The sequence below is a fragment of the Streptomyces sp. NPDC012637 genome (genome assembly GCF_042954805.1).
In the GTDB taxonomy this organism is placed as follows: domain Bacteria; phylum Actinomycetota; class Actinomycetes; order Streptomycetales; family Streptomycetaceae; genus Streptomyces.
The window spans coordinates 551,676-578,674 of sequence record NZ_JBIBDS010000002.1 but is presented as its reverse complement, the minus strand read 5'-3'; the positions used below and the strand labels follow the sequence as shown (position 1 = coordinate 578,674).

At 72.3% G+C, this 26,999-nt stretch carries 21 protein-coding genes and 1 pseudogene; 11 read left to right on the top strand and 11 right to left on the bottom strand.

What is annotated here, in order from left to right; translation table 11 throughout:
* Positions 1-23: 23 nt before the first annotated feature.
* Positions 24-1,256 carry a fumarylacetoacetase gene (gene fahA, locus ACFY8W_RS10795; protein ID WP_391102894.1) on the bottom strand — a complete coding sequence of 411 codons (1,233 nt, stop codon included), beginning with the start codon at positions 1,254-1,256 and terminating at the stop codon, positions 24-26.
* Positions 1,257-1,561: 305 nt separating this feature from the next.
* Here fahA and ACFY8W_RS10790 point away from each other — a divergent pair, with 305 nt between their 5' ends.
* Positions 1,562-2,824, top strand: coding sequence for an LPXTG cell wall anchor domain-containing protein (locus ACFY8W_RS10790; protein ID WP_391102892.1), 1,263 nt, complete (start codon positions 1,562-1,564; stop codon positions 2,822-2,824).
* Positions 2,825-2,893: 69 nt separating this feature from the next.
* On the opposite strand, the gene ACFY8W_RS10785 is transcribed toward ACFY8W_RS10790, so the two are convergent.
* On the bottom strand, positions 2,894-4,909 hold the full coding sequence (locus tag ACFY8W_RS10785; RefSeq protein ID WP_391102890.1) for a CocE/NonD family hydrolase: 2,016 nt from the start codon (positions 4,907-4,909) through the stop codon (positions 2,894-2,896).
* Positions 4,906-5,331: a hypothetical protein gene (locus ACFY8W_RS10780; protein ID WP_391102888.1), complete on the bottom strand. Its 426-nt coding sequence runs from the start codon at positions 5,329-5,331 to the stop codon at positions 4,906-4,908. The genes ACFY8W_RS10785 and ACFY8W_RS10780 overlap by 4 nt, the downstream gene beginning before the upstream one ends.
* A 277-nt stretch (positions 5,332-5,608) precedes the next feature.
* On the opposite strand from ACFY8W_RS10780, the gene ACFY8W_RS10775 reads away from it, so the two are divergent.
* Positions 5,609-6,619 carry a polyprenyl synthetase family protein gene (locus ACFY8W_RS10775; protein WP_391102885.1) on the top strand — a complete coding sequence of 337 codons (1,011 nt, stop codon included), beginning with the start codon at positions 5,609-5,611 and terminating at the stop codon, positions 6,617-6,619.
* Between the two features lie 117 nt (positions 6,620-6,736).
* Here the strand turns inward: ACFY8W_RS10775 and ACFY8W_RS10770 are convergent, their stop codons facing one another.
* Positions 6,737-8,380 carry a SpaA isopeptide-forming pilin-related protein gene (locus tag ACFY8W_RS10770; protein ID WP_391102883.1) on the bottom strand — a complete coding sequence of 548 codons (1,644 nt, stop codon included), beginning with the start codon at positions 8,378-8,380 and terminating at the stop codon, positions 6,737-6,739.
* Positions 8,381-8,828: 448 nt separating this feature from the next.
* Here ACFY8W_RS10770 and ACFY8W_RS10765 point away from each other — a divergent pair, with 448 nt between their 5' ends.
* Complete coding sequence (locus tag ACFY8W_RS10765; RefSeq protein WP_391102880.1) at positions 8,829-10,007, top strand: outer membrane lipoprotein carrier protein LolA; 1,179 nt, start codon at positions 8,829-8,831, stop codon at positions 10,005-10,007.
* A gap of 228 nt (positions 10,008-10,235) precedes the next feature.
* On the opposite strand, the gene ACFY8W_RS10760 is transcribed toward ACFY8W_RS10765, so the two are convergent.
* The 3 genes from ACFY8W_RS10760 to ACFY8W_RS10750 form a co-directional block, all read right to left on the bottom strand.
* A complete protein-coding gene (locus ACFY8W_RS10760) occupies positions 10,236-11,555 on the bottom strand; it encodes a M28 family peptidase (protein WP_391102878.1) in 1,320 nt (439 codons plus the stop codon).
* 171 nt (positions 11,556-11,726) lie between these two features.
* Entirely contained in the window at positions 11,727-12,953 is a 1,227-nt protein-coding gene (locus ACFY8W_RS10755) for a serine hydrolase (RefSeq protein WP_391102876.1), read from the bottom strand.
* Between the two features lie 160 nt (positions 12,954-13,113).
* On the bottom strand, positions 13,114-14,043 hold the full coding sequence (locus ACFY8W_RS10750) for an alpha/beta hydrolase fold domain-containing protein (protein ID WP_391102873.1): 930 nt from the start codon (positions 14,041-14,043) through the stop codon (positions 13,114-13,116).
* Between the two features lie 119 nt (positions 14,044-14,162).
* Between ACFY8W_RS10750 and ACFY8W_RS10745 the strand changes: the two genes are divergently transcribed.
* Complete coding sequence (locus ACFY8W_RS10745; protein WP_391102871.1) at positions 14,163-15,317, top strand: helix-turn-helix domain-containing protein; 1,155 nt, start codon at positions 14,163-14,165, stop codon at positions 15,315-15,317.
* A gap of 122 nt (positions 15,318-15,439) precedes the next feature.
* Here the strand turns inward: ACFY8W_RS10745 and ACFY8W_RS10740 are convergent.
* The 4 genes and pseudogenes from ACFY8W_RS10740 to ACFY8W_RS10725 form a co-directional block, all read right to left on the bottom strand.
* Positions 15,440-16,393: pseudogene (locus tag ACFY8W_RS10740) on the bottom strand (HEAT repeat domain-containing protein); the annotation flags it as partial.
* Between the two features lie 16 nt (positions 16,394-16,409).
* Positions 16,410-17,015, bottom strand: a complete 606-nt coding sequence (locus ACFY8W_RS10735; protein ID WP_391102869.1) for a Uma2 family endonuclease — start codon at positions 17,013-17,015, stop codon at positions 16,410-16,412.
* A gap of 10 nt (positions 17,016-17,025) precedes the next feature.
* Positions 17,026-17,892, bottom strand: coding sequence for a helix-turn-helix domain-containing protein (locus tag ACFY8W_RS10730; RefSeq protein WP_391102866.1), 867 nt, complete (start codon positions 17,890-17,892; stop codon positions 17,026-17,028).
* A 215-nt stretch (positions 17,893-18,107) separates the two neighbouring features.
* Positions 18,108-18,566 carry an ATP-binding protein gene (locus ACFY8W_RS10725; protein WP_391102863.1) on the bottom strand — a complete coding sequence of 153 codons (459 nt, stop codon included), beginning with the start codon at positions 18,564-18,566 and terminating at the stop codon, positions 18,108-18,110.
* A 143-nt stretch (positions 18,567-18,709) separates the two neighbouring features.
* On the opposite strand from ACFY8W_RS10725, the gene ACFY8W_RS10720 reads away from it, so the two are divergent.
* From ACFY8W_RS10720 to ACFY8W_RS10690, 7 genes are all read left to right on the top strand, one after another.
* Positions 18,710-19,576 (top strand): Scr1 family TA system antitoxin-like transcriptional regulator, encoded by an 867-nt coding sequence (locus tag ACFY8W_RS10720; RefSeq protein ID WP_391102859.1) that lies wholly within the window; start codon positions 18,710-18,712, stop codon positions 19,574-19,576.
* Positions 19,573-19,761 carry a DUF397 domain-containing protein gene (locus tag ACFY8W_RS10715; RefSeq protein WP_391102856.1) on the top strand — a complete coding sequence of 63 codons (189 nt, stop codon included), beginning with the start codon at positions 19,573-19,575 and terminating at the stop codon, positions 19,759-19,761. Before ACFY8W_RS10720 ends, ACFY8W_RS10715 begins: the two co-directional genes overlap by 4 nt.
* 38 nt (positions 19,762-19,799) lie before the next feature.
* On the top strand, positions 19,800-20,318 hold the full coding sequence (locus ACFY8W_RS10710) for a DUF1203 domain-containing protein (RefSeq protein WP_391102854.1): 519 nt from the start codon (positions 19,800-19,802) through the stop codon (positions 20,316-20,318).
* Between the two features lie 10 nt (positions 20,319-20,328).
* On the top strand, positions 20,329-21,030 hold the full coding sequence (locus ACFY8W_RS10705; protein ID WP_391102852.1) for a DUF6882 domain-containing protein: 702 nt from the start codon (positions 20,329-20,331) through the stop codon (positions 21,028-21,030).
* A gap of 173 nt (positions 21,031-21,203) precedes the next feature.
* The gene (locus ACFY8W_RS10700) at positions 21,204-24,620 is read left to right on the top strand and encodes a hypothetical protein (RefSeq protein ID WP_391102850.1); all 3,417 of its coding nucleotides are present in this window, start codon (positions 21,204-21,206) and stop codon (positions 24,618-24,620) included.
* Between the two features lie 53 nt (positions 24,621-24,673).
* Positions 24,674-25,615: an RNA polymerase sigma factor SigJ gene (sigJ, locus tag ACFY8W_RS10695; protein ID WP_391102848.1), complete on the top strand. Its 942-nt coding sequence runs from the start codon at positions 24,674-24,676 to the stop codon at positions 25,613-25,615.
* Between the two features lie 139 nt (positions 25,616-25,754).
* Complete coding sequence (locus ACFY8W_RS10690) at positions 25,755-26,984, top strand: FAD-dependent oxidoreductase (protein WP_391102846.1); 1,230 nt, start codon at positions 25,755-25,757, stop codon at positions 26,982-26,984.
* The last annotated feature ends 15 nt before the right edge of the window (positions 26,985-26,999 follow it).

The window sequence follows — 26,999 nt, the reverse complement described above, 5'->3', positions numbered from 1 at the left end:
CGCCGCGATCCGAAGGAAACGGCCTAGACGGCGGGGTTCGGCGCGATGCGTCCCGTGACCTCGCCGAGGGCGACGCGGGTGCCGTCCGGGCCCGGGGCCCAGGCGGTCAGGGTGACCTCGTCGCCGTCCTCCAGGAAGGTCCGCTTGCCGTCGGCGAGCTCGAGCGCGTCGCGGCCGTTCCAGGTCAGCTCCAGGAGCGAGCCGCGCTGGGCGACCTCGGGGCCGGAGACCGTGCCGGAGCCGTAGAGGTCGCCGGTGCGCAGCGAGGCGCCGTTCACGGTCATGTGGGCGAGCTGCTGGGCCGCCGTCCAGTACATGGAGGCGAACGGCGGCTCGGCCACGACCTCGCCGTTGATGGCGACGCTGATGCGCAGGTCGAAGCCGCCGGGCTCCTCCTCGGCGGAGTCGTCCAGGTACGGCTGGAGCGCGAAGTCGCGGGCGGGCGGCGCGACCCGGGCCGCGTCCAGGGCCTCGAGCGGGGTGACCCAGGCCGAGACGGAGGTCTGGAAGGACTTGCCGAGGAACGGGCCGAGCGGCACGTACTCCCAGGCCTGGATGTCGCGCGCCGACCAGTCGTTGAGCAGGGTCAGACCGAAGACGTGCTCGCGGAAGTCGCCGAGGGCGACCGGTCGGCCGAGCTCGGACGGCGTGCCGACGAGGAAGCCGACCTCGGCCTCGATGTCGAGCTTGACCGAGGGCCCGAAGACGGGCGCCGGGTCGGCCGGGGCCTTGCGCTGGCCGGCCGGGCGCACGACGTCGGTCCCGGAGACCACGACGGTGCCGGCGCGGCCGTGGTAGCCGATCGGCAGGTGCTTCCAGTTCGGGGTGAGCGCGTCGCCGTCCGGACGGAAGATCTTGCCGACGTTGGTGGCGTGGTGCTCGCTCGCGTAGAAGTCGACGTAGTCGGCGACCTCGTACGGCAGGTGCAGCGTGACGGCGTCCAGCTCGTGCAGCAGCGGCTCCACGACGGGCCGGTGCGCGGGCACGGTCACCCAGCCGGTGAGCGCCCGGCGCACGTCACGCCAGGCGGTGCGGCCGGCGGCGAGCAGCGGGTTGAGGCTGGGCTGCGCGAGCAGCGCGGCGTACGGCGACCCCAGGGCGTGCGCCGCGGCCCCCGCGTCGAGCACGTACCCGCCGATCCGGACGCCGAGCCGGCGGCGGTCGGGCTCGTCGGCGGTGGAGAAGACGCCGTACGGAAGGTTGTGCGGGCCGAAGGGGTCGCCCTCGGGCAGGTCGAGCGGGCTGTGCTCGGGCATCGGTGCTTGCCTCGCTTTCCAGGTGTGTGGGGGACACGTTACGGGGCGTGCGCCAAGGCGCTGATGACATGTGTCACACAGAAAGTGCGGCCTCCGTGGGCAACTGTCCGGGTTCGCGGGCTTTGTGGCGCCTGTGGGTGCGCTGTGCGCCGACGAGCCTGTCGCGGACTCGTCAATACCGCTATTCCAGCGGCTTATTCCGGTCATACGATCAGCTCGTCGTCGCACCGCGTGAGGTATCCGCAGGCGCGCGACCCACACAACTCCGTTTCTTTCATCTTCGTTCGACCAGAAAAAGGTCCATCTTGAAGATCCGCCGAATTCTCGCGACGGCCGTGGCCGCCGCGGTGACCACGCCGGTCATGTTCCTTTCCGCCGCGCCCGCGTTCGCCGAGGACAAGCCGGCGACGCAGACGCAGGACCAGAAGCAGACGATCAAGGAGCTGCGCGAGGCCGTCGTCAAGGCGCAGACCGCGTACGAGGCCGCCGTCGTCGCCCACGCGAAGGCCGAGGAGGCCCTGGCCGCGCTGGAGAAGGCCGACAACCCGCTGAACAAGGCGGCCGCCGACGCCAAGAAGGCGTCCGAGCTCGCCCTTGCCGAGAAGAACGTGGCGGACGCCAAGCTGGCCGACGCCGAGAAGGCGCTGGTGGAGATCCAGGCCAAGCCGGACGCCACCGCGGACGAGAAGGCCCTCGCCGAGAAGGCCGTCGCCGACGCGAAGGCCACCGCCGCCACCGCCAAGACCAACGCCGAGACCAAGGCCAAGGAGGCGGCCGCGGCCAAGGAGGCCCTGGGCGACGAGAGCGTCGCGCGCGCCCGTGAGGCCGAGAAGGCCCGGGTCGCCAAGGAGAAGGCCGCCAAGGAGCTGGACGCGGCGAAGTCAGCGCTGGCCGAGGCGCTGGCGGAGGAGGAAGAGGAGCCGGGCGAAGAGTGCGAGGCCGACAAGGGCCTCATCGGCTCCCTGACCGGTCCGAAGGAGATCACCGCCGGTCAGAGCGGTGTCTTCACCTTCCGCGTCACCAACAAGGGCAACACCGAGATCGAGTCGGTGGATGGGTCCGCCGAGGCGTACATGTACGAGCACATCGGCCTCGACAAGTTCCTGCACGTGTCCTGGTCCTCCACCACCGACCCGAAGTGGCAGCCGATCGAGGAGGAGGACATGTTCTCCACCTCCGCGCTCAAGCCGGGCAAGTCCTTCGACTTCAAGCTGAAGGTCACGGTCGACGCCGGGGCGCCCGCAGGTGACGGTGCCGTGTCCGCGGGCGCCGGCTACGTCAACGAGGACGGCTCCTGCGGCTGGACCGAGCAGGGCACCTACGCCGGCTTTGCCGTCGTCAAGCCCACCAAGCCGGGCACCGGCTCCACCGGTGGCAACGGCAACACCACCCAGCAGGGCGGCTCGTCCACCACGCCGGTGACCACCGGCACCACCGGCGGCACGCTCGCCAACACTGGTGCCGGCTCCTCCACGATGCCGATCGCCCTCGCGGGCGGCGCGGCCGTGGTGCTCGGTGCCGGTGCGATGGTGGTCGTGCGTCGCCGTAAGGCCGGCGCCGACGCGTAACCCGTACGCAAACGGTGAAAGGGCCCCTCCCGGATTCCGGGAGGGGCCCTTTTCCATTTCCCCGGGGAATCAGCCCGCCGTGCGCGGGATGCGTTTCTCCCACGTGCGGTGGAAGACGACCTCTCCGCCCTCCCGGCAGACCACCTCGTCCGACGTGAAGAACGCGTCCGCGTCGCAGGTGATCTCCGAGTGGGTCTCGATGCGGACGTCCCACGCCAGTTCCGGGCGGTGGAGGCGGATCGTCCAGTCCGAGCGGGTGCGGGCCGTCAGCGGGCCGGACTCGGCGATCGTGTAGGTGTCCAGCGCGTCCTCGGTGTACTCCAGGCCGTCCGGGTACACCCGGGTGCCGCCGTAGCGCGGGTCGACCTCCAGGCGCCACTCGCCCTTCGCCACGTCGCGGACGACCACCCGCTCCGGGCGCGGCTCGTCCAGGGTGCGCGGGAAGGTGACGCCCAGCGGCTCGGCGTGCTCGGGTTCCCCGAACTCGACGGCGTCGGCCGTGCGGGCGCGGACAGGGAGAGTGAGGGACGAGCCCGTCGGGTCGAGGGTGAAGCCGGCGGCGTCCGGCTGGGGCCAGATCCACGGCCAGTACGTGGAGGAGACGGCGAGGCGGACCCGGTGGCCGGGCGGGAAGGTGTGGCCGATGCCGTTCAGCCGGAGGTCGTACGACTCCCACTCGCCGATCTGGGCCTCGACCGCCCGGTCCCGGCCGTAACGGGCGGAGAGGTTCAGCACGCCGCGGGTGACCAGGGTGGACGAGCCGTCCGGCGCGATGTCGCAGAGCCGGGCGATGACCTGGCCGGTGGGTGCGGGCGTCATCAGACGGAGACGGACGGACGGGCGGCCGAGGATCTCGATCGGGCCGCCGCCCTCCGGGGCCTCCGGCACCGGGAAGTCGAAGCATGCCGAGTGGGCGTCCTCCTCGCGCTGGTCCGGCGGCAGGTCGGCGTCGTTGCCGAAGGGGAGGAAGCGGCCCGCGTCGAGGCCCGTCTGCTGGGGCGAGGCCACCTCCACCGGGTCGCCCTGGAAGCCGTACGTCACCGGAGTGACGTTCGGCGACGGCCAGGCCGGGTCGGTGACCCAGCGGCCCGGCAGCTCCCCGTACACCGTCGCCGGCGGGTGCGAGCCGCTGATCCAGGAGCGCAGCAGCGGCTCGGCCATCACGTCGTTCTCGACGCCCTTGAGGTGGTGGTCCCACCAGCGCAGGGTCTCCTGGAGGAAGCCGATCGCCGGGCCCGGGGGCAGCCCGCGGTCGGGGTACTGGTGCGGCCAGGGGCCGACGATGCCGCGGACGCGGTCCTGGGGGAGGTGTTCGACGAGCCGGAGGACGGTGTCCCGGTACGGGTCGTGCCAGCCGCCCACGGCGAGGACGGCCGAGCGGATCGAGGCGTAGTCCTCGCAGACGCTGCCGTGCTTCCAGTAGTCGTCGCGGGTCTGGTGGGCGAGCCACGTGTGGGTGAAGGGCGCCACGGCCTCCAGCCGCTTCAGCCACATCTCGCGCCATTCATCGCCCACGTACCGCGGGTCCGGCGGCCGGGACACGAAGGCGAGCATGGTGGCGGCCCAGGCGTGCATGTCGACGGCGAGGACGGAGCCGCCCATGTAGTGGACGTCGTTGTCGTAGCGGTCGTCCGTCGAGCAGACCGTGACGACCGCCTTCAGCGGCTCGGGCGCGAGCGCGGCGATCTGGAGGCTGTTGGTGCCGCCCCAGGAGATGCCGAACATGCCGACCCTGCCGGTGCACCAGGGCTGCTCGGCGAGCCAGTGCACGACGGCCACGCCGTCGGCCAGCTCGGTCGCGTCGTACTCGTCGCCGGGGAGCCCCTCGCTGTTGCCGTGGCCGCGCACGTCCACCCGTACGGAGGCGTAGCCGTGGCCCGCGTACCAGGGGTGGCGCTGCCAATCGCGGGGCGCGGTCCAGTCGGTCAGGCGGTGGGGGAGGTATTCGAGCAGGGCGGGTACGGGCTCGTCGGTGACCGGCCGCCACACACGGGCGTAGAGCCTCGTGCCGTCGGGCATCGGGATGCGGATGTCCTCGTGACGGGTCCCGTACGGGAAGTCGGTACGGATCTTCGTGGTCTTCATGGTTCCGGACACCTCGCGGCGGTACCTCTGGGGACGGGGTGCATGGTGCGGCTTTGCCGGGGCGCCGGGGCGATCACGCGGCGCGTCGCGTCCGGCGCGAGGGCGGACTCGGCGGCATGCCCGAGCGTGGCGGCGTGCCCGAGTGTGGCGGCGTGCCCGCGCCCGGCGGCATGCCTGAGCGTGGCGGCGTGCTTGCGCCCGTCCAGGTGGCGGCGGCCGGCCACGTACGGGAGTGGGCCGGGGCCGGCCCGGGGCGCGGCCTGGGCCGGCACCGCCATGGCGTAGTGGTGGCCGGCGATCGGGATCCCGCCCCGGAGCACCGCGGGGTACGAGCCGGGGAAGGCGCGGTCGTCCCCGGGCGGCGGCTGCGCGCCGTCGCCGGGCCCGCCGTTCGGGCCGGTGTCGATCGCTGTTCGGGACAAAACGCCTACTCCTGGTCGTATGAGCTGATCACGAACATACCGGGGGTGACGGGAAGGCGCCCACGGTGATCGAAACGTGACCGGATACGCTGGCTTGAGCGAATGGACCGACACATCGACAATCCGAGGCATCGACTGCTCGTGGCCGGGTCGTCGGCGGGTCGTCGACGAGTCGATCGGCAGGCCGGACGGCAGGCCGTCGGCGTGCGGTCCGGACATCGTGAAGTACAGCGTCAAGGTCAGCGTCAGTAGGCGTCAGCAGACAGGAGATCCCCTCGTGACCGTCGTCGGGCCGTTCGGTCTTAGCGTGCGGGACCAGGCTCTCGAAGCCGATGTCCAGACCGGTTTGGCCGCCGTGGAGGCGGGCCTCCTCGACGCCACCAAGAGCGATGTCCCGTTCATCACGGAGGCCGCGCAGCACCTCGTGCTGGCCGGCGGCAAGCGGTTCCGGCCGCTGCTCGTGATGCTCGCGGCGCAGTTCGGCGACCCCTACGCGCCGGGCGTCGTGCCCTCGGCCGTCGTCGTCGAGCTCACCCACCTCGCCACGCTGTACCACGACGACGTCATGGACGAGGCGGCCGTACGGCGCGGTGTCGCCAGCGCGAACAGCCGCTGGGGCAACTCGCTCGCCGTCCTCACGGGTGACTTCCTCTTCGCCCGGGCCTCGCACACGCTCGCGGACCTCGGACCCGAGGCCGTACGCATCCAGTCCGAGGCGTTCGAACGGCTCGTCACCGGCCAGATCCTGGAGACCGCCGGACCGCAGGAGGGCCGCGACCCGATCGCGCACTACCTCGACGTCCTCGGCGGCAAGACCGGCTCGCTCGTCGCCGTCTCCTGCCGCTTCGGCGCGATGATGTCCGGCGCCGACGAGGGCACCGTCGACATCCTCACCCAGTACGGCGAGCGGCTCGGCGTCGCCTTCCAGCTCGCCGACGACGTCCTCGACATCGCCTCCGACTCCCACGAGTCCGGCAAGACGCCCGGCACCGACCTCCGCGAGGGCGTCCCCACCCTGCCGGTGCTCCACCTGCGCGCCGCCGCGGCCGCCCACGGCCGCCCCGAGGACCTCGAACTCCTCGCCCTCGTCGACGGCGACCTCACCGACGACACCCGCCACGCCGAGGCCCTCCGCCGCCTCCGCGCCCACCCCGCCCTGGAGCAGGCCCGCCGCGAGACGGTCCGCTACGCGGAGGAGGCCCGCGCGATGCTGGCCCCGCTCCCGGAGGGCTACGCGAAGGCGGCCCTGGAGGAGCTGTGCGACGCGGTGGTGCACCGGGCGGGGTGATCCCGGGCCGTGCGTCACGGCCGGTTACTCGGCCGCAGGAACGCGACGAAGGGGCTCCCCGCTCTTGCGGGGAGCCCCTTCGGGTGTCAGTGGTGGTTCAGGTGGTGCTGGACGGGATCACGGGTCGATGACCACCGTGCAGGTGTACGTACCGGGCACCAGGCCGTTGAACGTCGCCGAGGTCGTCGTGGTGGAGGTGGGCGTCAGCGTTCCGCCGTTGGTGCAGGTGAACTCGGACGCCGTGGCCCCGGGGTCCTGCGGCGTGGCGGTGAGCGTGAGGTTCGTCAGCGGGGTGTTCCGGAAGGTGACGGTGCTGCCCTGGAAGGACTGGTCCGTGCAGCTCGCCGCCCGGGTCACGGGGACGATCTTGTCGGCCTCGCCACGGTAGCCGGCGGGAACGACCTCGTGCACCGTGTAACTGGTGCCCACGGGCAGGCCGTCGAAGCAGACCGTGGCGTCGCCCATGGCGTCGATCGCGGTCACGCCGGACTTGGTGGTGCCGAGGACCTGGAACGTCACCCCCTCGTGCGGCTGGGAGGAGTCGTTGCCGCTGCCCGCGATCTTGCGGACCTTCGTGACCTTGATCGCGCCCGTCTGCCTGGTGTCGACCAGCGGACCGACCGTGACCGTCTCGCCGGCCTCGACAGTGATGGCCTCGTCGGGCGCCGGCTCGTAGCCGTCGGGGGTGTCGGTCTCGCGGACGACGTAGTCGCCGGCCGGCACGTTGGTGATGGGGCCGCAGATGCCCTGGGCGTTGGTCGTACAGGTGAAGGTGGTCGCCTGGCCGTCCTGGAAGAGGGTGAACTCGGCGCCCGCGAGCGGAGCGCCGTTGTCGTCCTCCTTGGTGATCGTGACGCTGCCGCAGTTGCTCACCTGGACCGACTGCGGGGCGATGAAGTCCTTCAGCACGGAGCTGAACGACTGGGAGGCGCGGCTCTTCAGGTACGCCGACCCGAAGGTGGTGCAGGTCGACCCGGAACCGAGGATCTCGTCCAGGTCGAGCTGGGCCTCACCGAAGGTGCGCACGCTGAGCGCGCCCAGACCGTCGGCGTTGGCGGCGGTGATCGCGGTGGTGTTGATCCCGCCGGTGGCGTCGCCCTGCTGCGACAGGATCTGCGGCGGACCCCACTGGGAGCCCGTCCACCTGCGCAGGGACAGGTCCAGGGTGGGGTCGGGGTTGTTCACGCTGGACTGGGGCAGGTCGTACCCGATCAGCAGGTCGCCCGCCGTGCGGACCGGGGTGACGCCGTTCGAGGAGAGCGTCGCGCTCTGGTTGAACTCGAAGTCCATGTTCGTGGAGCCCGTCGGGTCCTGCACACGGGTCCAGAAGAGGTTCAGGAAATTGCGGTCCGCGGCGGTCTTCTCGGTGTAGACGCCGAACGTCTTGAGGTCGCTCTTGTTGTTCGGGATCGAGCCGGTGCCGATCTTCGGGGCGGCGGTGTCGTTCTCCTTGGTGCCCTCGGCGAACGAGTTGTCGCTCGGGCCGGACAGCAGGTCGTCCTTGCGGTGCTCCTGGTTGTCGCCGGTGCCCTGCGGAATGCTCGCCCAGTCGTCGCCACCGTGGTCCACGATGATGTTGGCGTTCTTCTCGATCTCGAAGTTGCTGCCGTCCAGGCTGATCGTGCCGGGCAGCGGTGCGCTCGATGCCGGGATCGCCGGGGCCACGGCGGCCGCCAGGACGGCCGCTGTCGCCAGCGCGCGGATGACTGACTTCTTCGTGCGGCGCCCTGGGGTATTGCAGGACCGTACCGATCCGATCACTGAGGGTCTCCTCGGTCAACGATGGTGGGGAGCATCGAAGAAGTTAGGGCCGGAACGATCCGATTCGGTCGCAGGCGCTCGCGGCGACCAGGTGAATTGATCGGTTGTGATTTCGGTTTGTCGGGTGGGAATTTCCTCGCACGATTACGGCGCATCGCGTAGCGGGTTGAGGTGCGAGAGGTGCGAGAGGTGCGAGAGGTGCGAGAGGTGCGAGAGGTGCGAGAGGTGCGAGGGGTGCGAGAGGTGCGAGGGGTGCGAGAGACGAGCGGGGCGAGCGGGAGGAAAGGGGCGGATCTCTGCCGGCCCCCGTGCGGGTGAGGGGCCCTAGGGGTGGGTCATCCCGTAGGTGTACGCGAGGTTGAGCCCGCGGGCTGACGATTCCGGGCCGTCGTCCTGGTGGGATGGAGTCATCAAGAAGGGTCCACGAGGGCACGGAGGGAACGCAGACATGGCAGGACAGCGCAAGGCGAGCCGTTACGTCGTCCCGGTCGCGGTGGCCGGGGTGGCCGCGGCGACCATCGGGCTGGTGCCGGCGCTCGCCGCGTCGGGTGACCCGGATCTGCCGGACATCACCGCGCAGCAGCTCATCGAGAAGATCGCCGCCTCGGACACGCAGACCCTGTCCGGCACGTTCAGGATCAGCACCGACCTGGGGCTGCCGTCCTTCGCGGGGCTGATCCCGTCGGCGCCCGGCGGCTCCGGCTCCGGTTCCGCGGACCCGTCGGAGCGGCTGACCCAGCTGGTGTCCGGCTCGCACACGCTGCGGGTCGCGGCCGACGGCCCGGACCGGCAGAAGCTGACGCTGCTCGACGGCTCGGACGAGTACAGCCTGGTCCACAACGGCGACGACCTCTGGGCGTACGACAGCAAGTCGAACGAGGTCTTCCACGAGAAGGGCGCCAACGGCGGGCACGGCAAGGGGGGCGAGCACGACGAGAAGCTGCCCGCCACCCCGAAGGAGCTCGCCGACGAGGTCCTGAAGGCGGCCGGCGACACGACCTCGATCACCGTCGGCGGTACGGCCAAGGTGGCCGGCCGGGACGCCTACCAGCTGGTGATCAAGCCCAAGCAGTCCGGTTCCACGGTCGAGTCGGTCAAGATCGCGGTGGACGCGTCCACCGGTACGCCGCTGAAGTTCACCCTCGACTCCGTCAGCGGCGGCAAGCCGGTCGTCGACGCGGGCTTCACCAAGGTGGACTTCGCCAAGCCGGCCGCCGGCACCTTCGACTTCAAGGCGCCGAAGGGCGCGAAGGTCACCGAGGGCGCGGCGGACGAGGCGGGGAAGGACGCCGAGGAGGAGTTCGGCAAGGACTTCGGCAAGGGCGGCCTCGGCGGGCTGTTCGGCGGCCTGGAGGAAGGCGGGAAGGGCGGCCCGAACATCATCGGCGAGGGCTGGACCACCATCGCGCAGCTCGACACCGGCGCCCCCGCGCCCAAGACGGGCGAGGCGCCGAAGGAGGTCCAGGGCTTCCTGGACGCCCTCGGCGACAAGGTGAGCGGCAAGTTCGGCTCCGGCACCGTCTTCAAGACGAAGATCGTCAACGCGCTGATGACGGACGACGGCAAGGTCTACGTCGGCGCCGTCACGCCGGACGCGCTCGTGAATGCGGCGAACTCCGCCAAGTAGTCGTACCTGGCGGAGGGTTGGGACCCCGGGTGGGTCGGGGCGTTGGTCACCGACCCACCCGGGAGTTTCTTTCTCCGGACCGGGGCCTCGGCCCTCGGCCCTCGGCCCTTGGTCCTCGGCCCTCGGACCGCGGCCCCGGATCGCGGGCCGCGGGCCTTTGGCCTCGCATCGCGGACCACGGACCGCGGGCCTCCGGCCTCGGCGCTTCCGGCCTCGGGGCCCTCCGGCCTACGGGAACGTCAGCTTGAAGCCGCTGATGTAGCCCGTGTCGATCGCGGCCTTGTCCTGGGCCCGGAGCTTCCAGACGCCGTTGGCGACCTCGGAGGAGGCGTTCACGGTGTAGGTCTGGTTGATGTTGTCGGCGCTGCCGCCGGACCGGTTGTGCAGGTTGTAGACCGAGCCGTCGGGGGCGATGAGGTCGACGACGAGGTCACCGACGTAGGTGTGGACGATGTCCACGCCGACGGAGAGGTTGCTCGGCGCGTTGCCCGTGATGCCGGAGACGGTCACGGACGAGGTCACCGCGGTGCTGTTGTCCGGGATGGACACGTCGGCGGTGTTCTCGAAGACCGTGCCGGTCGGCGGGGTGGTCGTGCCGCTCGACAGGTTCCAGACCGCGTACGCGATGGCGTCGGCGTTGCGGTCCAGGGCGGTGTCGTTGATGTTCGCCGTGGTGTCGCACGAGGAGTGGTAGCAGCGGTCGAAGGCCGTGGCCGTACCGCCCCACTTCTGCACCTGGGCTGAGGTCTTCACCCGGCTGGCGCCGGTGAACAGGCCGCCGACGGGGACGCCCACGTTCTTGAACGAGGCGTGGTCGGAGCGGCCGTCGCCCTCGGTCTCGATCTCCGTCGGGACGCCGATGCCCGCGAAGTAGTTCTTGAAGGTCTGCTCGATCGTCGGGTCGTCGTCGTAGACGAAGTAGCCCGGGTTCGGCGAGCCGATCATGTCGAAGTTCAGGTAGCCCTTGATCTTCGAACGCTCGGTGCTGGGCAGGTTGTTGGCGTAGTACTTCGAGCCGACCAGGCCCAGCTCCTCCGCGCCCCACCAGCCGAACCGGAGGTGCTTGGTGGGCTGGAACTGGGCGCGGGAGACGGCCAGCGCGGTCTCCAGGATGGCCGCGGAGCCCGAGCCGTTGTCGTTGATGCCGGGCCCCGAGGTGACCGAGTCCAGGTGCGAGCCGGACATGATCACCTGGTTCGGGTCGCCGCCCGGCCAGTCGGCGATCAGGTTGTAGCCGGTGGAGCCGTTGTACGTGAACTGCTGGACCGTGGTGGTGTATCCGGCCGCGTCCAGCTTGGCCTTCACGAAGTCGATGGAGGCCTTGTAGCCCGTACGGCCATGGGCGCGGTTGCCGCCGTTGTTCGTGGCGATGGTCTGGAGGTCGGCCAGGTGCTGCTTGACGTTGGTCACCGATATGTCGGGCGGCGTGACGGCGGCGGTGCCCGGCGCGGCGGTGGCCGGGGCGGCGCCGGCGAAGGCGCCGAGGACGAGTGCCGAGGCGCCGACCAGGGCCGACAGTCTCGTGGACAGTCTCGCGGAGAGTTTCATGTGGGGGCTCCGGATTCCGAACTGGGGATGGGACGGAACGTGCGAGACGCCTCGCGCCGTGGGTGGCGCGAGGCGTTGGAGCTGTTCGAGCATGAGTGAAGCGTGTGCGGCTGCGCTGTGTGTGACGAATGTTCAGTGAGAGTTTGACTTCCCGTCAAGAGCAGAAACCGGTCACGGGTGTTCGCTCACCGAACATCCGAGCGCACGCTGTCGCAGCGTCGACATCGCGTCGTCGAGAGGATGAGGCCGGCTCCACCTCTGGAGGTTGACGGCGATGGACATCTGGCGCCTGCCGTCCGCTCGGGTCATGGAGATCGTCCCGGCGCCCCAGACCGTGCCCTCGTTGCCCCAGAAGGTGCCACAGTCCGGCACGTCGACCTTCTGCAGCCCCAGGCCGTACGAGATCGTCGACCCGTCCAGGGCGATCACCGGCACCGTCCGCTGCATCTGCGCCAGCGAGGCCGGAGCGATGATCCGGCCGCCGAGCAGCGCCCGGTAGAAGCGGTTCAGGTCCTCCATCGAGGACACCAGGCCGCCCCCGGCCATGTCCCACGACATGGTGTAGACGCTGTAGTCGCGCGGCGGTTCGAGCGTGCCCCACAGCGCCTCGTACATCTTCGAGTGCGGGCCCTCGATCCGCGGCCCGGTGGGGAAGAAGGTGTGCCGCAGCCCGGCCCGCCCGATGACGTTCCGGGTGATGTACTCCTCCGCCGGCACGCCCGTCACCCGTTCCAACAGCTCGCCGAGCAGGAGGTAGTTGGTGTTCGAGTAGACGCCGGGGAGCGCGCCCGGCTCGGCCGACGCCGGCGCCGCGAGACCGAGAGCGATCAGTTCCGGCACCCGGAACCGCGTGAAGCGGTTCTCGTCGAGGCTCTTCGAGGAGATCGGCCCGTCGGCGCCGGATATGGACGGGAAGGCGTACGGGATGTACTCGGCGAATCCGCTGGTGTGGTTGAGCAGCATCCGCACCGTGACCACCCGGCCGCGCTCGCCCGGCACCAGGTCGGGCAGGTAGTCCCCGACCGGCGCGTCGAGCCGCACCCGCCCCCGCTCGACCTGCTGGAGCACGGCGGCGGCGGTGAAGACCTTGGTGATGCTGCCGACCCGTTGCAGCAGGTCGGGCCGGACCGGGCGCTCCGTCTCCAGGTCGGCGACCCCGGCGGCGCCCCGCCAGGTGCGCCCCGCGTCCCGCACCTCGGCGAAGGCGCCGGGCATGCCGGCGGCGTGCAGGCCGTCCAGGGCGGCCTGGAGCGCGACGGGGTCGAGCCCGGGAGTGGGGGCGGGGGCCGTGTCGGCCGTGCCGGCCGTTCCGGGCGCGTCGGCCGCGGCGGCGGGAGTGGTGCTCGCCGCCATCAGGCTGAACGCGGCGAGCCCGAGGAGTGTCAGGCGCAGTTTCATGGGTCGGTCCTCTCGTGCGTGGGTGCTGGGTGCCGGTGCCGGTGCCGGTGCTGCGTGCCAGGCCTGAGTGCTTGGTGTCGGCTGTGCGGTGCTGAGTGCTTGGTGCTTGCCGCCGGGCGTGCGGGTTGTGCCTGCTGCCGGGCGTTCGGTACCGCCTGCCTCAGTCGGCCAGGGCGCGTCGCAGCACGGCGCCGAGCTCGGCGTTCTGCCGCTGCGAGACGTCGGCGGAGACGATCGCCTGCGAGCCGTGGAAGGTGCCGGGCCACTGGTGCAGCTCGACCGACACGCCGGCCCGGAGCAGCCGCAGGGCATAGTCGATGTCCTCGTCGCGGTTGGGGCAGAGCTCCGCCGTCGCGATGTACGCGGGTGGGAGGCCGGTCAGGTCCTCGGCGCGGGCCGGCGCGGCGTACGGGCCGGCGGGCCGTCCGCCGAGGTAGTGCCGCCACGACGCCGCGACCTTGTCCCGGTCCACCCACGGCGTGTCGGTGAAGTTCCGCTGCGACCAGGTCTCCTGCCGGTCGTCGAGCTGCGGCTGGTTGAGCAGCTGGAAGCGGATCGCGGGGCCTGCCTCGTCCCGCGCCCGCAGGGCCAGCGCCGCCGCGATCCCGCCGCCGGCGCTGTGGCCGGCGACCGCGATCCGCGCCGGGTCGACGCCGAGCCGGGCGGCGTTCGCCGCCGCCCAGGTGAGGACGGCGTAGGCGTCGTCCAGGGCGGCGGGGAAGGGGTTCTCGGGCGACAGCCGGTAGCCGACCGAGAGCACCACCGCGCCGGAGGTGGCGGCGAGCCGGGTCGCCCACGGATGTTCGCTACGCACGTCTCCCATGACGTGTCCGCCTCCGTGCAGCCAGACGACGGCGGCCCGCGCGCCATGCGGCCGGTAGACGCGTACGGGCACGTCCGGCGCGTTCGGTGCGTCCTGCGCGTTCGCGGAGGCGGTGGCGGGCGCCGCGAGGTCCTCGACCTCCATGCCGGAGGTGTCCGGCACCGGGACCGAGGCGGAGAGCTCGGCGAAGAGCTTGCGGGAGCCGACCGGGTCGGCGAAGTCGGCCTGGGGGAACAGCGGGACGAATGCTTCGAGTTCGGGATCCATGACGGCCATCCTTGCGGCCGGCGTCCGGCGGATCAGCCGCCGTCCGTCGCGCTTCCGGCCCCGATCGCGCACCGATCGGCGCGGGCCGCCGCGCCGCCCGGCCTTCTATCCTTCGGGGCATGGAGGCACTGGCCCTGCGGTTGTCGGGACTCGATCCGTACGTCGGCGGCGCGATCCGCATCGTCGCGTTCTACGACACGCTGATGCGCCGCCGCGTCGACATCCCGGCGCTCGCCCGCGCCTCGGCCGGTCTCGCGGAGTGCGTCACCGGGATCCGGCTGCACGGCACCGGCCGGGCCGTCCGCGTGTCTCCGCTGGGCACGGAGACGGCCGACCCGGAGCCGCCCGCGTCGACGACGGTGCCGGTCACGCTCGACGAGGAGGAGATCGGCGCGGTGTGGCTTGAGCGGTCCGGCCCGCCGAACCCGCTCGACGAGGTCCTGCTCGACCGGCTCGCGATCGCCGTAGCGGCGGCCGTCGAACGCTACGGCCCGGCCCGCACGACCATGGCCGACCCGGCCCTCGTCGAACTGGCCGTCGGCGCCGGAACGGACGAGGTGGCCCGGGCCCGCGCGCTGCGACTGCTCGGCTTCGCCGCCGGGGCACCGCTGCACGTCGTCGCGGTGCGCTCGGCCGTACCGCTCGACCGGGTCGGCGCGCACGTCTGCCCGGGCGGCCTGGTGAAGGCGGCGACGCTCGCCGCGCCGTGCGAGGGGATCGGCGTGCTGCTCGCCACCGCCGTGGACAGCGGTGCGTTCCCCGACGGGGTACGGGCGGGGCTCGCCGTCGCCGGGACGGGGGAGACGGGGCGTACGAACCCCGCGTCCGGCTCCGCGTCCGGCGCGGCCGGCTCCGCGGCCGGCACCGCGACCGGCACCGCGTCCGGTGGGCACGAGGCGCTCGACACGGCATGGCACCGCGCCCGTACCGCACTGCGCTTCACGTCCCCCCGCGAACCCGTCGTCCACTACGCGGAGTTGGGCGCCCTGGCGCTGCTCGCCGAGCTCCCGGAAGCGGTCGCCAGGGCCAACCCCGACGTGGCGGCCCTGGCCCGGTTCGCCGAGGGGGCGAACGCGGAGGACCTGGAGACCCTGGACGCCTACTGCGCCACCGGCTCGCTCCGCCGCGCCGCCGACCTGCTCCACCTCCACCACAGCAGCGTCTCGCGCCGCCTCGACCACCTGTCGCGGATGCTCGGCCTGGACCTCACGGCCCCGACGGGCCTGACGAGGGCGCGGCTTGCGCTGACGGCGTGGCGGCTGATCGATGCCTGACGCCCCGATCGTCGGCGAGGCGCACCGGGCACGCTCCCAGGCCGTCTCTTCCGGATCTCGGCCGGGTCCGGAAGAAGCGGCCTAGGGCTCGGTTCCTCGTCCCACAGCAGGGCCACCGACTCGCGCACCCGCTCGTCCGGGTCGTCCGCGAGGGCCGTCAGGAGGGCGTCGGCCGCGGGCGTCTCGCGGTGGACCAGTCCCTCGACCACGGCGTCGCGCACGGCGGGGTCGGGGTCGCCGGCCAGTTCGAGCAGGAGGGCGTCGGCGCCGGGGGTGTCGCGGTACGCGATGCTCTCGGCCACGGCGTGGCGTACGGGCGCTTCGGCGTGGCCCGCCAGCTCCCGCAGCAGGGCGTCCACTCCGGGCGTGGACCAGCGCGCCACCGCTCGGGCGAGCCGCTGCCGCACCTCGGGGTCCGGATGCCCGGCCAGCCGGGCGAGCCGCGCTACGGGCCCGCGCCGGCGCAGCCTGTACCAGCGCAGCGTCTCGCACAACTCACGGTCATCGCCGCCGAGTTCGGCCCGGTCGAGGCGGGTGAGCAGCAGACGGGCGGCCGGCGCGGGGCCGTACTCGGGATCCGCGTGACGCTCCCGCAGCCGCCGCGAGCCGTACTCGCCGGGCAGCTGACAGGCGTCGCAGACGCAGGGTGCGGTGCCGTGGGCGTCGGGCCGGTACCGCCAGCCGTTGACCTGCCGTACCGCCCGGACGTGCCGGATCTCGCCGCGCGCGACCGCCCGGGGCAGGAACACCTCCCACCCGCGCGGGTCGTCGAGTTCCCCGATCCGCCGCACGGCCCCCGCCGCCGTCGTCACCTCCGGCTCCCGCTGCCCGTACCGCCCGACGCTCACCGTCTCGCCGTCCGGCAGCCGCACGTGCACGGCCACGATCCCGCGCGGCCCGGGCCGCCGGGCCAGCTCGCGCAACCACTGGTGCGTCAGCGCGTACGAGGGCAGCACGGGGAACAGATACACCCCGCGCCCGCGCCCGCGCCCGCGTCCGTCCCCGAGCGCCTTGATCCCGCCGCGCCGGATGCGGGCGGCGTGGACGGCCGGGGTCAGATGCACGAAGGTTGCCATGCGGCGATGCCAGGACCTACGGATAGCGGGGCAGGTCGGCGGTGGAGACGGTCCAGTCGGCGATGGTGACGTCCTCGCCGTAGAAGAAGTCCTTGCGGGTCGCGTAGCGCGGGCCGTCGGGGGTGGGGTGGATGTCGGTGAAGACGGCGCCGGTGCCGGTGCGGGGGTCGAAGATCGCGTATACGGGGATGCCGAGGAGGGGGTAGTCGCGCAGCTTGCCGACCCAGTCGTTGTCCGGGTTGGAACGCGAGACGACTTCGATGGCGGCGATGAGCGTACGGGGGTCGAAGGAGCCTTCGCCCTCCATGTCCGCCATGGAGATCACCATGATGTCGGGATGGCGCATGACGCCTTGCGGCTCGCTCTCGACGTCGGGCTCTCCCGTATGGGCCACGAGCTCTTCCGGCATCCCCTTCTCGAGGCGCCGACGCAGCTGCAACACGGTCAACTCGTGTGGGCGACTCGGGGCCATCATGTCGTGAACGATTCCTTCACTGGTGATCTCGAACTTGCCTGGGACCGTGTCGTCCAGGCGCTCCAGGGCGTCGCGCATGGTCAGGTAGAGCGGGGATGCGGCCGTCATCGCGCTGGCTCCTCGTGTGTGCCCTGGGGCCCGAGTCATCAGCTTCATGCTAAGCGGCCTCTCTGGTCGTGGCCTGGCACTTCCCGCACTCGCCCGGTGTCGGGGAGCGGAAGGCGAGGTCGCAGGTGTCGCAGGTCTGGAAGGGGTCCGGGGCCGGGGGGCCGGCGGCGAGGGGCGGCGGCAGGAGTGCGGCGAGGCGGTGGGCGACGAGGCCCGCGGGGTGGACGAGGTCGTCGGGGAGGCCCGCCGAGAGGGTGCGCAGGATGGCGTCGGGGTGGGCTCCGCGTTCGAGCCAGGTGGTGACGGCCGGGGCGAGGCGCCGGATGTCGCGTCCGGCGAGGAGGAGCCGGGGGCTGTGGAGACGAAGCCGCGCGAGCAGGTCCGCGGCGGGGCGGTGCTGTTCCGGGACCGGGGCGGGCGGTGGAGGCTGCGGGTTGCCGGGGCGCCGGGGAGGCCTGGGTGGGGGAGGAGGTTCCACCGGCGTCTCCGGGGCGGGCGTCTCCGGGGCGGGCGTCTCAGGAGTGGGCGTCTCGGGAGTGGGCGTCTTGGGGGCGGGTGTCTCAGGTGAGGGGGTCCGCTCAGCCCTCGGGCGGTTGTACGAGACCGTGCGCGGCACGATCCGGCCGTCGGGGAGGCGCTCCCGGAAACGGGCCAGGTAGCCGTGCGCTTCCAGCTCCCGCATGGCGCGTGCGATGCGCAGCTCGCTCTCGGGCACTTCGGCGGCGATGGCCTTGATGCCCACGGAGGCTCCGGCGGGCAGCGACTGGAGGTAGAGGGCCAGCCCCCTCGCGACCAGCGAGAGCCTGTGGTTCTGGGCGAGCTGGTTGCCGACGACCGTGTAGTGGGTCGTGAGCCGGACGTTGTCGTGAACGAGCCCGGAGGTGTGCGGGGGCACGCTAGGGTGATTGGAAGCCATCGGGAAGGTGCTTCTTCCTCGGTGGTCAGGCCCTCGATCGGGATCGCTAGTCCCGGCCGGGGGCCGACGCATGTCTGGGGGTTGTGGCGAGAGCATATGCCAGGCAACCGGCATGAAATCCAGCCCAGTTGGTACCAATCACCCGAGTGAGTGACGTGCCGGACGCGGGGAGGCTGGAGGGGAGGGATCGGTGATTTCCCTGGTACTTGGGTCTTTTACGGCGTGGGCCACCGCGTCGCGAGCACCTGCGTCGCGGTCGGCCGCGACGCCGCCGCTCCGGGCAAGGGCAGCTCGGCCCAGACCGTCTTCCGGGGTACCGGCCCCCGCCGGACGCCCCAGCTCAGCGACAGCGCCTCGACGAGCGGCAGCCCGTAACCGGCCGCGACGGCGGGGAGCCGGTCGCCCCGCGTGTCCGTGACCTCGATGCGCAGACGGTCCTCGGCGGCGAAGAGCCCGACAGTGAAGTCCCGGCCGGGCACGCGGCCGTGCGTCACGGCGTTGGCGGCCAGTTCGGCCACGATCTGGGCCGCCGGTCCCGAAGCCGCGTCCAGCCCCCAGGAGCGCAGCTGCTCGACGGCCAGCAGCCGAGCGAGCCGAGCACCCCTGGGCGTGGCGGAGAGCTGGATTCCGAATTGGCGTACGGACGCCAAGAGTTGGGTGGGTTCCTGATTCATGTCACCCAGCGTGGTCGTGCCTGCTTACGCTGCCCATCGAACATGCCCTTACGTACGGTTACTGTCCCGGGACTGTCCGGCCGTGTCCCGACTGTCCCGCGCGACGCTCCGGGAAGGGCTCTGCCCGAAGGAGGTGGGCGCGCATGAGCGTGAACGAAGCTGACGGTACGGGGACAGAGGACGCGGGCTGGGAGGTGGAGCCCGGCGACGAGTCGGGCGCGGCCGTGGTCGCGGCGGTGGGCCGCCAGATCAGGCTGTGGCGCGAGGCGAAGGGGCTGAGCGCGGTCGATTTCGGGGCGCGGATCGGTTACGGCGAGGACTTGATCCGGAAAGTCGAGCGGGGTGCCCGGATTCCGCGCCCGGAGTACCTGGACAAGGCGGACGGGGTGCTGGGGGCGGGTGGGCTGATCTCGGCCATGAAGAAGGACATCGAGGAGGTCCGCTACCCGAAGAAGGTGCGGAGCCTGGCGAAGTTGGAGGACCGGGCCGTCGAGTTCTGTATGTACTCCAACTTCAACATCCACGGTCTCCTGCAGACCGAGGAGTTCTCGCGGGCGCTGCTGCGAACCTGGCGTCCGGCGTACGAGCCGGACGAGCTGGAGCGGTACGTGGCCGCAAGGGTGAAGCGTCGGGCGGTCCTCGAGAAGACCCCCGGACCCGAGTTCAGTTTCGTCCAGGAAGAAGCGACGCTCAAACAGCCTATCGGGGGCAAAATGGTGCTGCGTCGCCAGCTCGAACATCTTCTGGAGGTGGGAGAGTTGCCCAACGTCGAGATCCAGGTGATGCCGACGGAGCGCGCTGATCACCCCGGGACGGCGGGGCGGATTGCGCTGCTGAAGTTCGAGGACGGCAGCGCCGTCGGGCGCACCGACGGAGAGTTCGGCGGGCGCCCGGTTGATGACCTCAAGCGACTCCGGATCTTGGAGCTGCGCTATGGCATCATCCGATCCAAGGCCCTCACTCCTGGGGAGTCACGGGACTTCATCGAGCAACTGCTGGGAGAGACATGATCGGCAAGCCCGAGCTGGACTGGTTCAAAAGCAGCTACAGCGACAGCAGCAACGGCAACGACTGCGTCGAGGTCGCCGCCACCCCCGGCACCGTCCACGTCCGCGACTCCAAGGACACCGAAGGCCCGCGCCTCGCCTTCGGGCCCGGCGCCTGGGCCGGGTTCGTGAGCTTCGCGTCCGAATAGCGCCAGCATGCGTCCCGCGCCCGCGTGAAGGTGGGCGCATGACCACGACGACCTACACCCCACGCGCCATCCCGCCCGCCGCCCTGGCCGAACTCCGCCGTACCGACGACGCGGGCCGCGCGTGCCGGCCTTTCACGGCGGACGCCGAGGCCGCCGGGAATCCGTTGCGCTGCTGTCTGCGCTCCTCGCGCGAGGGGGAGCGGATCGCGCTCGTGTCGTACGCCCCGTTGCGGCGGTGGGCCGCCGAGACGGGGGCCGAGCCCGGGGCGTACGACGAGCAGGGGCCGGTCTTCATCCACGCCGAGGAGTGCGCGGGTCCGCCCGCCGCGCCCGAGGCGTACCCCTTCGACCGGCCCGGCGCGCTGCGCACCCTGCGCCGTTACGACGCCGCGGGGCGGATCGTCGGGGGGCGGCTCCTGGAGATCCCGGAGGCGTCGAACGAGGGCTTCGACCGGGCCTTCGCGGAGGCCTTCGCCGATCCGGCCGTCGCGCTCGTGCACGTACGGGCCGTGGAGTACGGCTGCTTCCACTACGAGGTGCGGCGGGACGCCCCGTAGGGTCGGTCGAGTGATCACCAACGAATTCAGCGACGCGTTCCTGCTGGAGGCCGAGCGGCACGCCGCGTGGGGCGCGGCGCAGCTCGAGGCCCTGACGGACTTCCTGCCCGAAGGGGACTGGGCGGCCGACCTGGCGGCCTGCCGCTACCGGCAGGGCCCGGTCGAGCTGAGGGTCGGGGTCCTCGGCACGTACGACATGAACGAGCAGAGCTGGATGTGGGGTTGGGCCAACCCCGGGCTGCGCGGGGGCGAGGTCGTCGCGCTGGCCGGAGCCGTCGAGCGGTACGGGCGGGCGCACGGCATCGCCGAACTCACCGCGGAGGTCCTGGACCTGTCCGGCTTCCCCGACCCGCGGCGCGCGGCCGAGATGCTGGCCTTCACCGGGATGGGCGTCGCGGAGGCCGCGGGCTACATCGGCGTGCCCGCCGGCCCGGGCACCCAGGTCTACTTCCTGCCCGACGACCCGCAGGTCCCGCGCCCCGGCCCGGACCCGGTGACCCTGCCCCGCGTCCTGCTCACCGGCGCCGGCCTGATCGGCCGCTCGCCCCGGCACGTCGTCGAGGGCCACTTCGACCACCACGGCGTCCCGTACCGCGCGGAGCCGGACCGGATCACCGCCGAACTCCCGGGCGGCAGCACGGCCGTCGTCTCCTTCGACGGCCTCGGCCGCATCGCGGGAGTGGAACTCGACGTCGTGCGCGTCGGCGGCTAGGCCGTTTCCCGGCCGCCGGCCGGCTCCCTCGGCTCGTACGTGCCTGCCCCTGCCCCTCCGTGGCCTCCCGTCGGCTCGTACCCCGCCTCATCAGGGCCGACGTCCCGTTGCTAGGGTCTGCCGACTCGTGTGCCGGGGGGCAGCGGAGACAGGTGTTCGAGGAGGGGCTTGGGGTGCGTCGTCACGTGTGGAAGAGGGCCGGGTTGTGCACGGCCCTGCTGATGGGGCTGGTGGCGGGACCGGTCGGCGCAGCGCAGGCCGAGGTGGCCGCGCCGGCGGAGACGGTGTTCCAGGCGGACCGGTTCGTGCCGCGCACCGTCGCCCCGCTGGGAGCGGGGGCGTCCGGCGTGCTCTACCGCCAGGAGGGCACCGACGGCCTGCTGTGGACCGGGTGGGACGGCCGGACGCGGACGGTCGACCTCAACGGGGCGGGGGTGGAGGGCGACGAGTACAGCGACACGCGCCGGACCTGGCTGCCGGCCGGTACCGACGTACTGCTCTACGCGGAGGGCGGCGCGCACCGGCGGATCGACCTCGCCACGGACGAGCGGACCACGTTCACGTTGCCCGAGGGGCACATCGTCCAGGCCCGCGTCGGCGACATGGTCGTGACCACCACGGGCAGCGCCGGGAGCCTCGCGTACCACCTGCTCAAGGTCGCCGCCGACGGTACCGCCACACCGGTGGCCGACGTGTCCGGACCGGTCCCTTCCCGGCTGTACGAGCAGGTGGCCGCGGACGAGCGGACCCTGGTCGTGCGCTACCCCGGTGACAGCGACTACACGGTCGACCTCGGCCTGTTCGACCTGCGGACGGGAGCCTTCACGCGCGGGCCGCGCGTGGACACAGCCCCGCACACCCAGGTCGTCCTCACCCAGGACCGCCTCGCCTGGGTCACGTGGGACGGCAAGACCCTCAGCTCCGTGCCCCGGGACGACCCGTCCGCCACCCCGACGGACGTTCCGCTGACCCCGCCCGGCTCCGCGCGGCCCGTCATCGCGGCCGCCGGCCAGGACCTCCTGCTCACCTGGACCGCCTCGAACGCCCAGCTGTCGGACGACCCCGCCGGTTTCCCCCTGCAGCGCATCGCCCATGACGGCAGTCGCGCCACCACCCTCGCGCGGCACGCCGGACCGGCCATGGTCAACAGCGCCGACGGTGACGTCGTCGTCGCCTCCGGAGCCGACTCCGCCCACTGGGCCCTGCGGAAGACGTCCACCGACGGGCTGCGGACGACCGACCTCGCCGCCGCCCCGCCCGTGGCCGCCGCCGTCGGCCGGCTGTCGCTCGCCAACGGCGTGCTGGCGACGCTGGAGTCCGACAGCGACCCGAACGCCGGTGTCTACACCCGTACGGTCACGGCCACGCCGGACGGATACCGTGCGGGTGAGCCCGTCCGCCGGGACTGGGCCATGGGTTCGGGCCCGTGGAGCACCGGCGACGGCCGGTCCCTCAGGGTGGACAGCCAGTCCGGGCAGGTCTTCGTCGAGACGGTCGACCGCGAGGACGTCACCTACTTCCGCGCGCCGTCCGCGACCGGCCAGGTGGTCGCCGTCACCGGACGCTACGCCGTCGTCAACGGCCTCAACCCCGACCGGCAGTACGTCGGTGACCTCTCCGACGACGCGAGCAGCCACGACCCGATCCGCAGCCGTGCGGTCACCGCCGCTTCCGTCTGGGGCACCACGTACTGGACCCCGACCGGCACGCCGGGCGTCCTGTCCGCGGACGACCTGAAGACCGGCGCCAAGACCACGCTGGACACGGGCGCGCCCTGCGTCCCCAAGGACCTCCAGGCCGTCGGCCGCTGGCTCTACTGGTCCTGCGGGCCCACGGGCCCGGCCGGCGTGTACGACCGCACGGCGAGGAAGAACGTCACGGTCCCTGCCGGAGACGCCCTCCTCGGCGACGGCTACCTCGTGCGCCACGACAGGACCGCCGGGCAGCTGGCACTCACCGCGTTCCGTGACGGCGCCGCCGTCACCCGGACCGTCGGCAGTGTCCCCGCGTCCGCCGACTTCCGGCGCGGCGTGGAGTGGACCGTCGACAGGTTCGGCGGGCCCCTCGCCTACGTGGATGCCGACCGGCGCATCCACATCGTGCCGAGCGGCGTCGCCGCGGAGCCGTTCACCCTCGTGCAGTCCTCGGTGGCCGCGCAGCAGACCGTCACCGCGTGGCAGCACTGGCGGCCCCGCTGGCTGCCCTCCCGCCCCGCGGGCACCTGGCAGGTCGCTCTGCGCAACAAGCGCACCGGTGTCCTCGTGCGTACCTTGCAGGGCAGCGGCGACGGACCGACGGGCGGTGCCGTGGCGGTCGACTGGGACGCGCGGGACGAGCGCGGTCTCGGCGTCGAGAGCGGCGACTACACGTGGACGATGACCGCGTCCCCCGCGGACGGCGTCGGCGCCCCCCTGCAGCAGTCGGGCGTGGTGCGCATCGAGGGCAGCGCGGTGACGACCCCGGCGGGCACGTACGAGCCGCTCACGCCGACCCGGCTGCTCGACACCCGCGCCGGCCTCGGCGCGCCCAAGGCCAAGGTCGGGCCCGGCCAGACCGTCTCGCTGAAGGTCGCGGGCGTCGGCGGGGTACCGGCGAGCGGGGTCACCGCCGTGGTTCTCAACGTGACCGCGACCGGTCCGACCGCCGCCGGCTTCGTGTCCGCGTACCCGTCCGGCGCCGAGCGGACCTCCGCGTCCAACCTCAACTTCGTCGCCGGGCAGACGGTCGCGAACGCCGTGGTCGTCCCCGTGCTCGACGGCAAGGTGACCTTCTACAACCGGGCCGGTTCGGTGGACCTGCTCGCCGACGTCTCCGGCTACTTCACCGAGGGCGACTCCGGCTCCACGTACCGGCCCGTGACGCCGGACCGGATCCTGGACACCCGCTCGGGCCTCGGCGCCCCGAAGGCGAAGGTGGGCGCCGGCCGTACGGTGACCGTGCAGGTGGCCGGCCGGGCCGGAGTGCCGCAGAGCGGCGCGACCGCGGTCGTCCTGAACGTGACCGCGACCAACCCGACCGCCACGAGCTTCGTGTCCGTGTACCCGTCGGGCACCCAGCGCACCAGCGCGTCCAGCCTGAACGTCACGGCCGGCCGCACCGTGCCGAACCTGGTGACCGTGCCGCTCGTCGACGGCAAGGTGAACCTGTACAACCACAACGGCTCGGTGGACCTGCTCGCCGACGTCGCCGGCTACTACACCGAGGACCCGGCGGCCGACGGCTCCCGCTTCACCGCCGTGGGTCCGGTCCGGGTCATGGACACCCGCGTCGACCTCCCGCTGGGCACCGGCTACTCGGGCATGAGCCCCGCGTCGACCAAGTCCCTGGGATTCCTGGGCGCCCATCAGGTTCCGGCCAGTGGTGTCAGGGCGGTCGTGCTCAACGTGACCGCGACGGCCCCGACGGCGCCGAGCTTCGTCTCGGTCTACCCGTACGGGACGACCCGGACCGCGGCCTCGAACCTCAACTTCGTCGCCGGCCAGACCGTGCCCAACCTCGTGGTGGTCCCGGTCGTCAACGGATCGGTCACCTTCTACAACCACAACGGCGACGTGCACCTGATCGCCGACCTGGTCGGCTACTACCGCTAGGAGCCGAGAGGCAGGGGGCGACGGGCCGTGGGGCAGCGCCTAGGATCGCGGGCATGGCCCTGATCACGAGTGACGTCGACCGGTTCGAGGCCGCGCGGCCGCGGCTGGAAGCCATCGCCTACCGGCTCCTCGGCTCGTCGAGCGAGGCGGAGGACGCCGTGCAGGAGACGTTCCTGCGCTGGCAGGCGGCCGACGTCGGGCGGATCGAGGTGCCGGAGGCCTGGCTGACCAAGGTCCTCACCAACTACTGCCTCAACCAGCTCACTTCGGCCCGCGTGCGGCGCGAGACGTACGTGGGCAGGTGGCTGCCGGAGCCGCTGCTCGCCGGTGACCCGATGCTCGGCCCCGCCGACACCGCCGAGCAGCGCGAGTCCGTCTCGTACGCCGTCCTCGTCCTGCTCGAACGCCTGGCGCCCAACGAGCGCGCGGTGTACGTGCTGCGCGAGGCCTTCGACTACCCGCACCGGGAGATCGCCGAGATCCTGGACATCACCGAGGCCGCCAGCCAGCAGATCCTGCACCGGGCCAAGAAGCACGTCGCCGACGGCAAGGCGCGCACCGAGATCGACGAGGCCGCCGCCCGGCGGATCGTCGAGGAGTTCCTGGCCGCGGCGACCAGCGGCCGCACCGAGCCCCTCGTGCGCCTGCTCACCCAGGACGCCGTCTCGGTCGGCGACGGCGGCGGCAAGGTCCCGGCCCGTGCGAAGGCGTTCGAGGGCGCGATCGCGGTCGCCACCTTCCTGCGGGGCCTGTTCAAGCCCGGCGACGCCAAGCGGGCCCTCGTCGGCGGCGCGCCCGACATCTACGCCACGACCGCCAACGGCGGGCCCGCCGTCGTGGCGGTCGTGGACGGCCGGGTCGTCGCGATCACCTGCCTGGAGGTCACCGCCGACGGCATCGTCGCCGTCCGCAGCCAGGTCAACCCCGACAAGCTCGTCCGGGCCACCGAGCAGTGGGCCGCCGAGGACCACGGGGAGCCCCTGTACGTCCTCTGACCTCGGTCTTCCGGGGCCCGATCGGGATGTGATGCAGGTCACATCTCGATCCTGTCAGGAAACGCCGGGCTGCCCGGTTCAAGGGTCGACACCGCGCAAGACCAGGGCGGATCCGACCCGCACAGACAGGAGCAGGGCCATGCAGCACCGCATCGTCGTCCTCGGAGCCGGCTACACCGGAGCCGTCACCGCCGGCCGCCTCGCCAAGCGGCTGCGCCGCGAGGACGTCACCATCACCCTCGTGAACCCCGAGTCCGACTTCGTCGAGCGCGTCCGGCTGCACCAGCTCGCCGTCGGCCAGGACCTGGAGCCCCGCCCGTTCGACGAGATGTTCGCGGGCACGGGCGTGGAGCTGAAGCTCGCCCGGGTCACCGCCGTGGACGTGGACCGCAAGACCGTGACGGTCACCGCCGCGACCGGTTCCGCGACCGGCTCTCCGACCGTCTCCGGGCAGGAGGAGCTGGCGTACGACACCCTGGTCTACGCCCTCGGCAGCGGCTGGAACCACGGCGACGTCCCCGGCGCCGCCGCCCACGCCCACGAGCTCTCCAGCCGCTCCGGCGCCCTCCGCCTCCGCGAGCGCCTCGCCGCCCTTGACGCCGGCCGGCCGGTGGTCGTGGTCGGCGGCGGCCTGACCGGACTGGAGGCCGCTACCGAGATCGCCGAGGCCCGGCCGGACCTCGACGTGGCCCTCGCCGTACGCGGCGAGCTCGGCGACTGGCTCTCGGAGAAGGCCCGCACCCACCTGCGGAAGGTGACGGACGGGCTCGGCATCACCGTCCACGAGCACGCCGCGGTCGCCGCCGTGGCGGCGGACGCCGTACGGACCGCCGACGGCACGACCGTCCCGGCCGACGTCACCGTCTGGACCACAGGCTTCGCCGTCCACCCGATCGCCGAGGCCACCACCCTGGAGCTGGCCGAGGGCGGCCGGATCGTGGTCGACGGCACGATGCGCTCGGTCTCCCACCCGGACGTGTACGCCGTGGGCGACGCGGCCCTGGCGACGGGGCCCGGCGACAAGCCGCTCCGCATGTCCTGTGCCTCCGGCGTGCCCATGGCCTGGCAGGCCGCCGACGCCATCGCCGCCCGTCTCGCCGGCACCAAGGTCCCGGGCGTCTCGATCCGCTACTTCCAGCAGTGCGTCTCGCTCGGCCGCAAGGAGGCCCTGATCCAGTTCGTCACCGCCGACGACCGGGCGGTCGACAGGGCGCTGACGGGCCGCGTGGCAGCCGTCTACAAGGAGCTGATCTGCAAGAGCGCGGCCTGGGGCGTCGCCAACCCGACCTTGGGCGTGCCGACCCGGCGCCGCCGTGTCGTACGGCAGCAGCAGGCCGGGACCCGCGTCCCGGCCGGGGCGACGGCCTGAACCGCCGCCGCGGCC